Below are 10,609 nucleotides of genomic sequence, written 5' to 3' on the forward strand. Positions count from 1 at the left end.
AAAGAGGCGGCGGGCTGGCACCGCGCTGAAATACCCGTTAGAAAACCGCCAGTGCACAGACAGGACGTTCCAACCATGACCGATACACCCGTAGATCAGATGAGTTTCGAGCAGGCAATGGCCGAGCTGGAAAAGGTGCTGGGTCAGCTGGAGCGTGGGGATGTGGCGCTGGATGAGAGCATCGCACTTTATGAGCGGGGCGCGGCCCTGAAAGCGCGCTGCGAGACGAAGCTGAAAGAGGCCGAAGAAAAGGTGGCTGCCATCACCCTGGACGGTGAGGGCACCCCGACGGGAACAAAACCGGCTGAAGGGCTCTGAGCATGTTTGCCGACCGTCTGGGCGAGGCCGCCCAGACCATTCAACACCACTTTGACCTGATCCTTGGCGTTTTGGACACTCTGCCCGTGGTGGATGCCATGGCGCATGCGACACATGGCGGCAAACGGTTACGCGGTTTTCTGGTCTTGGAAAGCGCGCGGCTGCATGGGATTGATGCGTCACAGGCGATCTGGCCCGCGACCGGTATTGAGGCCCTGCACGCCTATTCTTTGGTGCATGATGACCTGCCTTGTATGGACGATGATGATCTGCGCCGTGGGCAACCGACGGTTCACAAGAAATGGGACGAGGCGACAGCGGTGCTGGCAGGGGACGCGCTGCAAACGCTGGCGTTTGAATTGGTCAGCCGGGAAGAAACCAGCCCCAACGCTGCGGTACGCGCGGAACTGGCGCTGCGCCTGGCACGGGCAAGTGGCGCACAGGGCATGGTGCTGGGGCAGGCGTTGGATATCGCCGCTGAAACGGCGCAGTCACCGCTGACATTGCAGCAGATTACCGCCTTGCAACAAGGCAAGACCGGCGCATTGATCGAATGGTCGGCAACCGCAGGCGCTTGCATGGCGCAGGCTGATACGACCGCTTTGCAGGCTTATGCGCACGCGCTTGGGCTGGCCTTTCAGATCGCAGATGACGTTTTGGATGTCACGGGTGACAGTGTTACGGTTGGTAAGGCGGTGGGCAAAGACGCGGATGCGGGCAAGGCAACCTTCGTGTCCCTTTTAGGCCTTGAAGCGGCACGCAAACGCGCGTCTGAACTGGTGGAGACGGCCTGCGACAGCCTGGCGGGTTACGGAAAAGACGCAGACACTTTAAAAGAGGCTGCGCGCTTCGTTGTGACACGCGCGCATTGAGAGACAGATCATGACGTCAAAGCGACCTGATACCCCCTTGCTCGACACCGTTCAGCGGCCTGCCGATATGAAACAGCTGACGGACCGGCAGTTGACGCAGCTGGCGCATGAATTGCGGTCCGAAACGGTGTCGGCCGTCTCCGTCACCGGCGGCCATCTGGGCGCGGGGCTTGGCGTTGTGGAACTGACCGTGGCGCTGCATGCGATCTTCGACACGCCGCGCGACAAGATCATCTGGGACGTTGGCCACCAGTGTTATCCACACAAGATCCTGACGGAGCGCCGGGACCGCATCCGCACCCTGCGCATGAAGGACGGGTTGAGCGGATTCACCAAGCGCAAGGAATCGCCCTACGATCCCTTTGGGGCAGCGCATAGTTCGACCTCGATCTCGGCGGCTTTGGGGTTTGCCGTGGCGCGTGATCTCGGCGGCGTGGTGCCCGAAGGTCTGGGCGATGCCATCGCGGTGATCGGCGATGGCTCGATGAGCGCGGGCATGGCCTATGAGGCGATGAACAACGCGGGCCATTTGGGCAAACGTCTGATTGTGATCCTGAACGACAATGAAATGTCAATTGCGCCGCCGGTGGGCGCAATGTCGACCTACCTCAGCCGTCTCTATGCCGAAGAACCGTTCCAGGATCTCAAGGCCGCAGCCAAGGGTGCGGTGAGCCTGCTGCCCGAACCCTTCCGCGAAGGGGCCAAACGCGCCAAGGACATTCTCAAGGGCATGGCCGTGGGCGGGACCCTGTTTGAGCAACTGGGGTTTTCCTATCTGGGACCCATCGACGGGCATGACATGGACCAGCTGCTACCGGTCCTGCGCACGGTCAAGGCGCGCGCCACGGGTCCGATCCTCATCCATGTGCTGACCAAGAAGGGCAAGGGCTATGAGCCCGCCGAAACGGCCCGCGACAAGGGTCACGCCACGGCCAAATTCGATGTGGTAACGGGCGAGCAGAAAAAAGCCCCCTCCAATGCGCCAAGCTACACCCGTGTCTTTGCGGACAGCCTGCTGCAGGAGGCTGCGGAGGACGACAAGATTTGCGCGATCACCGCGGCGATGCCGGATGGCACCGGCCTGAACCTCTTTGCTGAACGCTATCCCAGCCGCTGCTTTGATGTGGGGATCGCGGAGCAGCATGGTGTGACCTTCTCCGCCGGGCTGGCGGCGGGCGGTATGAAACCCTTCTGCGCGCTTTACTCGACCTTCTTGCAGCGCGGGTACGATCAGGTGGTGCATGACGTGGCCATTCAACGGCTGCCTGTGCGCTTTGCCATTGACCGTGCCGGATTGGTCGGGGCGGATGGGGCCACGCATGCGGGTGCATTTGATGTGGCCTATCTGGCCAATCTGCCCGGCTTTGTGGTGATGGCGGCTGCGGATGAGGCGGAACTCAAACATATGGTGGCCACTGCCGCCGCCTACGACGACGGACCCATCGCCTTTCGTTTCCCTCGTGGCGAGGGTCAGGGTGTGGAGATGCCGGAGCGCGGCACGCCGCTTGAGATTGGCAAGGGGCGGATCATCTCTGCGGGCGCCCGCGTGGCGCTCTTGTCTTTTGGTACCCGCCTGGCGGAAGTCGAAAAAGCGGCCGAGGCGTTGTCGGCGCGTGGGATCACCCCGACCGTCGCCGATGCGCGGTTTGCCAAGCCGCTGGATCGCGAATTGATCCTCAATCTCGCGGCAGAGCATGAAGCGTTGATCACCATCGAAGAAGGGGCGGTGGGCGGTTTCGGCAGTCACGTCGCCCAGTTTTTGGCGGAGGAGGCGGTGTTTGATACCGGCCTGAAGTACCGCTCCATGGTCCTGCCTGATATCTTCATTGATCAGGCGAGCCCAGCGGACATGTACGCGGTGGCAGGCATGAATGCCTCGGATATCGAGAGCAAGGTTCTGGATGTTCTCGGTGTCGCGCAGATTGGCGAAGCGCGGGCCTGAGAGCAACCGTCCGGAAGGTGAGGCGAGGAGGCGCCGCCACCCTGTTCACCCAACGCCTTTCTGAAAACGCTCACCTTCTTTCAGCAGGCTCGTTCTGGACTTCTGCACGCAGTAAAGCCGTCAATCCGGCACGGTAGTCTGGGTAGAGCAAGGTCACGCCAAGTTCGTGCTTAATCCGGTCATTTTGCACCTTCTTGCTTTCGGCGTAAAAGCTGCGCGCCATTGGTGTCATCTCTGCGGTCTCGAAATCGACCGCTGGCGGCAAGGGCAACCCCAGAAGCTCGGCGGCATGGGCGATCACGTCCTGCGGCGGCGCGGGATTATCGTCACAAAGGTTATAAACCGCGCCGGGATTGGGCTGCGCGAGCGAGGCCTCCAGCACCTGGGCGATATCCTCGACGTGGATGCGCGAAAAAACCTGCCCTTTCTTGATGATCCGGCGCGCCGTTCCCTTGCGGACCTTGGCAAAGGGGCCACGCCCGGGCCCATAGATACCAGCCAACCGAAAGATGTGTAGCTTCAGGTCCGGGATCGCCTGCCAGGCTGCCTCTGCCGCGACGCGTGCCAATCCGCGCGCTGTTGAGGGGGTCAGCGGGGAGGTTTCATCCACCCATCCCCCCTGGTGATCGCCGTAAACGCCGGTAGTGGAGAGGTATCCGGCCCAATCTAACCGGGGCGCTGCGGCTTCGATTTCGGCGCGCATCACCGCCAGTGTCGGATCGCCCTCCGGGCCCGGCCCCGCAGAAACCAGCAGCGCATTCGCCTGTTCCAGCGCGGCGTTCAAATCCCTGCCGGGCCAAATCACCGGCTCAACACCCGTTGCGGCGATCTCTTCGACCTTGGCTGCGCTGCGGGTTGTCCCTATCACGCGCCATCCGTTCGGGATCAACCGCGCCGCAAGCGCGCGCGCACTGAAACCGTGGCCAATAGAAAGAAGTGTCTTTGTCATGCGCTCAAAGTGAACGTCTCAGCGGTAAGGTTCAAGCGCGGAACGCGAGGATGCTAGCGCCCTTTCCACACGGGGTCACGTTTTTCGGCAAAGGCGCGCGCGCCCTCAAGCTGATCCTCGGAGGCATAAAGGCGATCCACTGTTTCCAGCTGACGTTTGGTGATGCGGTTCATCGCGTCCTGGAACTTCGCATCTTCCGCGTCACGCACGATTTCCTTGATCGCCGCGTAAACAAGCGGCGGCCCGGAAGCGAGCAATTCCGCCAGCGCCCAGGCGCGGTCCATCAGCGCATCCGCAGATAGGATTTCATTGACCAGCCCCCAGTTTTTAGCCTCGGAAGCGTCAAACCAGCGCCCGGTCAGCAAAAGCTCCATCGCGATGTGATAGGGGATACGTTTCGGCAATTTCACAGAAGCAGCGTCAGCGACGGTCCCGGAACGGATCTCGGGCAGTGCAAATGTCGCATGGTCTGCGGCCAAAATCAGATCCGCACTCAGCGCCAGTTCCAGCCCGCCACCGCAGGCAATGCCGTTCACGGCAGCGATCACCGGTTTGTTCATCCCGCGTAATTCCTGCAACCCGCCAAAGCCGCCGATGCCGTAATCGCCATCCACCGCGTCGCCGTCTGCCGCCGCTTTTAAGTCCCATCCCGGACAGAAAAACTTCTCACCACCCCCGGTCAGGATGGCGACGCGCAGGTCGGGATCGTCCCGGAAATCTGCAAAGACCTCACCCATGATGCGGGAGGTTTCCAGATCAATGGCATTCGCTTTGGGCCGGTCCAGCGTGACCAGCAAAACGGCCCCTTTTCGGGTGGTTTTGATCGGGTTCATCTAAGCCTCCTTGGACGTGTGTGGGGGGGGACATTAGGATCAGCGCATCCGCCGCCACGGCGCGCTCCGGGGTACATATGAGCGGATTGACCTCAACCTCGCTGATTGCGCCTGCATGCGCAATGATGCAAGCCTGCACGGCCATAACGGCGGTGATGATTGCATCCATATGCGCAGCGGGCCTGCCCCGATATCCGGTCAAAAGCGAATAGGTTTTGAGCGTTTCAAGCGCGTCTGCGACATCTGTTTCCGTCACCGGCAACAAAAGCGATACGCTGTCCTGCCACAGTTCGGTCAAGACACCGCCTGTCCCGAGGGTCAGCACGAAACCATGTGCTGCATCGCGCGTCACCCCAACGAGCAGTTCCGCAACCGCCCCCTGCACCATTTCCTCTACGAGAAAGCTGTTGGCCGACATTTCCCGGGCCTTGGTCAGCGCCTCGTGTGTCAGATTCAGCCGAACCGCACCCGCTTCGGATTTATGTGCGCTACCTTGCCCTTTCAAAACCAGCGGCGCTGCCAGCCCGCGTGCCGTGCTTGCATCCGGAGGGCGATCAGAAACGATACTGTTCGGCGTTGGCAAACCGTATCGCCGTAACAGCGTTTTGGCCTCTGCCTCGCTCAGCATGATGGACGCCCGTTCAGGCCCCGGGGGTACGGGCGGAACATCATCCGGTGGCCTTATGCTGGCGGCGGCCTCGGCGGCGCGCATGGCCTCGCACAGACCGCATATAGGAGTCACACCCGCAGCCATCAGGCGATCCGACACATCCGGTGGCATCAGCTCAGGCAGTGTCGCGACCACGGCCACGGGGCGTCCGCTGCGCGCGCGCACGGCAATGGCCGCCTGCGTCGCACTTTCCCAATCACTTGCGTCGGTGTGCGGGTAATCAATGACCAGCATCAGCAAACCAATGTGGGATGCCGCCATCGGCAGCCAGGCCGCCGTCATTTTTGCGACATCTCCCCAGATATAAGTATGATAATCCAAGGGGTTGGAAAGTGCCACCATCGGACCCAACGCATCGGACAATGCAGTCTTTTGCGCCGCTTTTAGGGGTGGAAAATGCAGGCGCATATTGGTCGCCGTATCCGCCGCCAGACTGGCCTCGCCCCCCGAGCAGCTGATGCAAGACAGCGCGTTTGTCTCAAGCGGACCGTTGCAGTGCAGCAGCTTCAGGGTCTCCAGAAAACTGGGCAGATCGTCCAAACGGGCGATGCCCAACCGGCGCAAAAGCGCTGTGGCACCGGCATCGCTCCCTGCCAAAGACGCGGTATGGGAGACGGTTGCGGTTTGCGCCTGCTTAGACGCACCAACCTTCAGCGCGATCAATGGCACCGCCCTGTCGCGCGCCTTCAGCGCCAGGGCATGCCATGCACTGGGATCCCCAAACCCCTCGACATGCAGGCCGATGGCCGTGATCCGTGGATCATCCAGCAGGGCCATCGCGATCTCGGCCTGGCCGATCTGCGCCATGTTTCCGCAGGTCACGACAGCCGCAATCGGCAGCCCCCGCCGCTGCATGGTCAGGTTGATCGCAATGTTGGAACTTTGCGTCAGTATGGCGACACCCTGATCGACCCGCTTACACCCGTGCTGATCCGGCCAGAGCAGCGCGCCATCCAATGCATTGATGAACCCATAGCAATTGGGGCCAAGGATTGGCATGTCGCCCGCTGCGGCAACAAGCGCGGCCTGCAAATTCTGGCTCTGCGCATCTTCAGATGCCGCTTCGGAAAAGCCCGAGGCAAAACACACCGCCCCGCCTGCGCCCATGTCCGACAGCGCTTTTACGGTCTGAATGGTGGCATTCCGGTTGACCCCAATAAAAACCGCATCGGGCGGTCCCGGCAAATCTCTAACATCCACAACTGCCTTGACGCCTGCAACCTCGATCCGCCCCGGATGCACCAACCAGATCTGTCCCGAAAAGCCCATTTTCTGCGCCTGCATGATGACCTGACGACACCACGCACCACCACCAATCACCGCAATGGACTGCGGCGCCAGCAACCGCGAAAGATTACGGCTCATCGCAGCCCTGCCGGTTTCTTCTGGCCGAAAATATCCCCGCCGGAGGCATAAAACCTCATGCGCCCAGCGCCCGCAGCAAATCGCGGCTGATGATATGGCGTTGAATCTCAGATGTCCCGTCCCAGATCCGCTCGACCCGCGCATCGCGCCAGAACCGTTCCAGCGGATAGTCATCCATCAGCCCCATGCCGCCATGGATCTGGATCGCGGCGTCGGTTACCCGTGCCAGCATCTCCGAAGCGTAGAGCTTGGCACTGGCAATCTCCCGGTTCGCGGGCAGCCCCTTATCCAACCTATCCGCGCTGGCCAGCGTCAGCAGATCTGCGGCATCGATTTCCGTAACCATATCGGCAAGCTGAAAACTGACGCCCTGAAACTTGCCGATCTTCTGGCCGAACTGCTCGCGCTCGGCGGCATAAGTCAGCGCATAGTCAAACACGCGGCGCGCGCGGCCCACCGACATGGTCGCAACCGTGATGCGCGTTGCATAAAGCCAGGTGTTCATCACCTCGAAACCACCGTCCACCTCCCCAAGAATCTGCGTGTCCGGTAGCCTGCAGTCGTCGAAATCGAGGATCATGTTCTTGTAGCCGCGATGGCTGACGGATTTATACCCGTCGCGGATGGTAAACCCCGGCGTGCCACGATCGACCAGAAACGCTGTGATCCGTTTCTTCGGTCCTTTTGGCGTCTGATCCTCGCCGGTTGCGATGAAAACGATGATGAAATCGGCATGCTCCGCGCCCGAGATGAAATGCTTGGTCCCGTTCACCACCCAATCGCCCCCCTCGCGCACGGCGGCGCATTTCATGCCCCGCACATCAGATCCGGCCCCGGGCTCGGTCATCGCCAGCGCGTCCATCTTTTCACCCCTTACGGCCGGCATCAGGTAGCGCTCCACCTGCTCACCTTCACAGGCCATCAGGATGTTCTGCGGACGACCAAAGAAGTGATTGAGCGCCATGGAGCCACGTCCCAACTCCCGCTCCACCAATGCAAACTCAAGGTGGTTCAGCCCCGCACAACCGACGCTTTCGGGGAAGTTGCAGGCGTAAAACCCCAACTCAAGGGTCTTGCGCTTGATCTCCTGCGCGATCTCATGGGGCACTTCACCGGTGCGTTCCACCAACTCTTCGTGCGGGTAGATCTCTTTTTCGACAAAGCTGCGGACAGTCTCCGCAATCATCTGGTGTTCTTCAGTCAGGCCATAGGCGGTCATGGGATCAGGTCTTTCATAAACATTGGAAAAAAGCGCAGGGATGCGCTTATCTCCCCAGACGCCGTGTGCTTGTCCAGACCGACAGATCGTCAATAACCACACGACGCCGCATCACGTGTACATCTGCTTTTTATGCGTGCGCGCGTCATCCCGTGGGCGCAGCATCCATTGAAACAGCGGGGTCTGCACCAATCGCGCCGGGGGGTGATCGTTCCCGCGCCCGGCTCCCCGGGCTTCGGCGTCATTGGGCATAGGTTGACCCTTCTTCATCCAGAATGGCCATGAGTTCCGCCAAATGACGCGCGTCCTGTTCGGGATAGGTCTCCAGCTCCTGCGCCGTCTTCTCGGCCACATCATCCGACAATACGCGCAAGGGCTGTCCGGTTTGCAGCGCCATGATGTAGGTCATACAGGCCCGCTCGAAATAATAGAGCCGGTTGAAGGTGTCCGCGACGGTGTCGCCAATGATCATGATCCCGTGGTTGCCCATGATCATGACCTTCTTTTTCGGGTCATCAAAGAGCTGCGCGCAGCGCTCCCCTTCCTCTTCGAAGGCCAGCCCACCGTAGTTTTCATCGATGACATAACGATTGAAAAACGTGCAGGCGTTCTGATCCACTGGCGGCAGGCGGCTGTCGGCCAGGGCTGCCAAAGCCGTGGCATAGGGCGAATGCACATGCATCGCGCAGCGGGCGTGGGCGCAGTGCCTATGCAACCCGCCGTGCAACCCCCAGGCGGTGGGGTCGGGGGCATCCGGCCCTTGCAGTGTTTCCGGATCATTGGCGTCCACCACGATCAGATCGGACGCCCTGATGCGCGAAAAATGCATTTGGTTGGGGTTCATCAGGAATTTGGTACCATCGTCATTGATCGCCAGGCTGAAGTGGTTTGCCACCGCCTCGTGCATGTTCAGCCGCACCGTCCAGCGGAAGGCGGCGGCAAGGTCCACGCGTTCCTGCCAGTGTTCCATATTCGGGCGCATCTCGGTCACAGACATGGGGCTTCCTCCGCTCAGGCTTGACCATATGACAACACCGCCACGCCTTGCTTGACCAACGAAAAAAACGCAATCTGTCCATAAGTTGAACTAATGGATGAGTTATAATGGCTGACTTGCCGCCCCTTAACTGGCTGCGCGCTTTTGAGGCTTCCGCCCGGAACCTCAGCTTCACTGGCGCCGCGCGGGATCTGAACATGACGCAAAGTGCCGTGAGCCAGCAGATCAAATCGCTTGAGGCCTTTCTGGGGCGTCCCCTGTTTCATCGCCGAACCCGGGCGCTGGAACTGACCCAGACCGGCATCAGCTACCTGCCCGTGGTGCGTGACGCCTTTCGCACGCTGGCCCATGGCACCCGTGCGCTGACGCGGAAAGAAGGCGACGTGCTGCAGGTGCAATCCAACCTCAGCTTCGCCATTCATTGGCTGGCGCCCCGGCTAATCGATTTTCGCCGCAAGCATCCTGAGGTCCAGATCAACATCGAAACCGAGCTTTGGGAGCCGCGCGAGATGGCCGAGGGCGCGGATGTCGAGATCCGGTTTTCCCTGCGCCCCTCTGACCGTGTGCATGCCGAGTTGCTGCTCACGGATCACTACTATCCCGTCTGCGCGCCCGGCTATCCTGTCACGCTGGACACGCTGGCTGCACAGCCGCTCTATGATTGCTCCAACATGATGGGGACATGGGCGGTCTGGGCCGAAGAACAGGGGTTGCAGTGGCCCGACCCGCCCGTCACCTATGCCACCACCTATTCGGTTCCCCTGTCTGTCGCCATGACGGGAGGTGGCATGGCGCTGGGGCATGACGCCATAGCGCAGGGTCCGATCAAAGCGGGACACCTGATCGCGCCTTTCGCGCATCGCGCGGAGATGCAGGAAGCTTATTACCTGATCCTATCGCCCCGCGCGCAGGAAATGAGCGCAGCAGAGGCCTTTACCAGCTGGCTCAGAGCGGAAATCGCACAACAGAAAGCGGCTCGCACCTCGCCTTAGGTTCAAAGCGGACGGCTCGGCACCCACGCATAGCCATCGTTGCACAGGATATAAGCCTCGCGCAGGCCGTGTGGTTTGTCGGTGGGCGGTTGCAGGATCATGGCACCCAGCGCTTCGGCCCGGGCGACCGCCACTTCTGGATCGGTGTCATAGAGGCGGATTTCGATCCCCGCCCCGCGCGGCGGGTTTTCCGGCACCAGACCCAGGAGCGGGTTTTCGGCATAGGTGCCGTCGCTGTGCAGTTGAAACACCTCTGCGCCATAGGTGATGATCGCAAAATCATCGCTCAACCGGTGCACGCCCACTGCAAAGACCGCCTCCAGAAACGCGCAGGTTGCCCGCACATCCCGCACCAACAGGTTCAGCCCGATGCCGCGCAGGCTTTTGCCGAAATCATCCGCCGAGACCGTTTCATAGTCCATCCGTTGCGCTCCCCGCTTGAACATCCCCAA

The 10,609-nt window shown here is 61.0% G+C and carries 11 protein-coding genes; 4 read left to right on the forward strand and 7 right to left on the reverse strand.

Annotated elements, in window-relative coordinates; genetic code table 11:
- Positions 1 to 75: 75 nt before the first annotated feature.
- From Q1A63_RS03070 to dxs, 3 genes are read left to right on the forward strand one after another with little or no spacing between them, the layout of a single operon-like run.
- Positions 76 to 318 carry an exodeoxyribonuclease VII small subunit gene (locus Q1A63_RS03070; protein ID WP_298969171.1) on the forward strand — a complete coding sequence of 81 codons (243 nt, stop codon included), beginning with the start codon at positions 76 to 78 and terminating at the stop codon, positions 316 to 318.
- Between the two features lie 2 nt (positions 319 to 320).
- Positions 321 to 1,190 carry a polyprenyl synthetase family protein gene (locus tag Q1A63_RS03075; RefSeq protein WP_298969173.1) on the forward strand — a complete coding sequence of 290 codons (870 nt, stop codon included), beginning with the start codon at positions 321 to 323 and terminating at the stop codon, positions 1,188 to 1,190.
- Positions 1,191 to 1,200: 10 nt separating this feature from the next.
- Positions 1,201 to 3,132, forward strand: coding sequence for a 1-deoxy-D-xylulose-5-phosphate synthase (gene dxs, locus Q1A63_RS03080; protein WP_299630608.1), 1,932 nt, complete (start codon positions 1,201 to 1,203; stop codon positions 3,130 to 3,132).
- A 70-nt stretch (positions 3,133 to 3,202) separates the two neighbouring features.
- On the opposite strand, the gene Q1A63_RS03085 is transcribed toward dxs, so the two are convergent.
- From Q1A63_RS03085 to Q1A63_RS03110, 6 genes are all read right to left on the reverse strand, one after another.
- On the reverse strand, positions 3,203 to 4,081 hold the full coding sequence (locus Q1A63_RS03085) for an SDR family oxidoreductase (protein ID WP_299630610.1): 879 nt from the start codon (positions 4,079 to 4,081) through the stop codon (positions 3,203 to 3,205).
- Positions 4,082 to 4,134: 53 nt separating this feature from the next.
- Positions 4,135 to 4,914, reverse strand: a complete 780-nt coding sequence (locus Q1A63_RS03090; protein ID WP_299630612.1) for a carnitinyl-CoA dehydratase — start codon at positions 4,912 to 4,914, stop codon at positions 4,135 to 4,137.
- Positions 4,838 to 6,949 (reverse strand): acetate--CoA ligase family protein, encoded by a 2,112-nt coding sequence (locus tag Q1A63_RS03095; RefSeq protein WP_299630614.1) that lies wholly within the window; start codon positions 6,947 to 6,949, stop codon positions 4,838 to 4,840. The genes Q1A63_RS03090 and Q1A63_RS03095 overlap by 77 nt, the downstream gene beginning before the upstream one ends.
- Positions 6,950 to 7,004: 55 nt before the next feature.
- Positions 7,005 to 8,168 (reverse strand): acyl-CoA dehydrogenase family protein, encoded by a 1,164-nt coding sequence (locus Q1A63_RS03100; protein ID WP_298969187.1) that lies wholly within the window; start codon positions 8,166 to 8,168, stop codon positions 7,005 to 7,007.
- Between the two features lie 111 nt (positions 8,169 to 8,279).
- Positions 8,280 to 8,420, reverse strand: coding sequence for a hypothetical protein (locus Q1A63_RS03105; RefSeq protein ID WP_298969189.1), 141 nt, complete (start codon positions 8,418 to 8,420; stop codon positions 8,280 to 8,282).
- A complete protein-coding gene (locus tag Q1A63_RS03110) occupies positions 8,410 to 9,165 on the reverse strand; it encodes a class II aldolase and adducin N-terminal domain-containing protein (RefSeq protein ID WP_298969190.1) in 756 nt (251 codons plus the stop codon). Before Q1A63_RS03110 ends, Q1A63_RS03105 begins: the two co-directional genes overlap by 11 nt.
- Before the next feature lie 107 nt (positions 9,166 to 9,272).
- On the opposite strand from Q1A63_RS03110, the gene Q1A63_RS03115 reads away from it, so the two are divergent.
- Positions 9,273 to 10,157 (forward strand): LysR family transcriptional regulator, encoded by an 885-nt coding sequence (locus Q1A63_RS03115; RefSeq protein ID WP_366524262.1) that lies wholly within the window; start codon positions 9,273 to 9,275, stop codon positions 10,155 to 10,157.
- Positions 10,158 to 10,159: 2 nt separating this feature from the next.
- Here Q1A63_RS03115 and Q1A63_RS03120 read toward each other — a convergent pair whose 3' ends face one another.
- Positions 10,160 to 10,579 (reverse strand): glyoxalase, encoded by a 420-nt coding sequence (locus Q1A63_RS03120; protein ID WP_298969192.1) that lies wholly within the window; start codon positions 10,577 to 10,579, stop codon positions 10,160 to 10,162.
- Between the last annotated feature and the right edge of the window lie 30 nt (positions 10,580 to 10,609).

It is taken from the genome of uncultured Roseobacter sp. (assembly GCF_947499265.1).
Classification (GTDB): Bacteria; Pseudomonadota; Alphaproteobacteria; order Rhodobacterales; family Rhodobacteraceae; genus Roseobacter.

Coding starts and splice junctions, on each gene's coding strand:
- Q1A63_RS03070 (WP_298969171.1), top strand. CDS start 76: ATGACCGATACACCCGTAGATCAGATGAGTTTCGAGCAGGCAATGGCC.
- Q1A63_RS03075 (WP_298969173.1), top strand. CDS start 321: ATGTTTGCCGACCGTCTGGGCGAGGCCGCCCAGACCATTCAACACCAC.
- dxs (WP_299630608.1), top strand. CDS start 1,201: ATGACGTCAAAGCGACCTGATACCCCCTTGCTCGACACCGTTCAGCGG.
- Q1A63_RS03085 (WP_299630610.1), bottom strand. CDS start 4,081: ATGACAAAGACACTTCTTTCTATTGGCCACGGTTTCAGTGCGCGCGCG.
- Q1A63_RS03090 (WP_299630612.1), bottom strand. CDS start 4,914: ATGAACCCGATCAAAACCACCCGAAAAGGGGCCGTTTTGCTGGTCACG.
- Q1A63_RS03095 (WP_299630614.1), bottom strand. CDS start 6,949: ATGAGCCGTAATCTTTCGCGGTTGCTGGCGCCGCAGTCCATTGCGGTG.
- Q1A63_RS03100 (WP_298969187.1), bottom strand. CDS start 8,168: ATGACCGCCTATGGCCTGACTGAAGAACACCAGATGATTGCGGAGACT.
- Q1A63_RS03105 (WP_298969189.1), bottom strand. CDS start 8,420: ATGCCCAATGACGCCGAAGCCCGGGGAGCCGGGCGCGGGAACGATCAC.
- Q1A63_RS03110 (WP_298969190.1), bottom strand. CDS start 9,165: ATGTCTGTGACCGAGATGCGCCCGAATATGGAACACTGGCAGGAACGC.
- Q1A63_RS03115 (WP_366524262.1), top strand. CDS start 9,273: ATGGCTGACTTGCCGCCCCTTAACTGGCTGCGCGCTTTTGAGGCTTCC.
- Q1A63_RS03120 (WP_298969192.1), bottom strand. CDS start 10,579: ATGGACTATGAAACGGTCTCGGCGGATGATTTCGGCAAAAGCCTGCGC.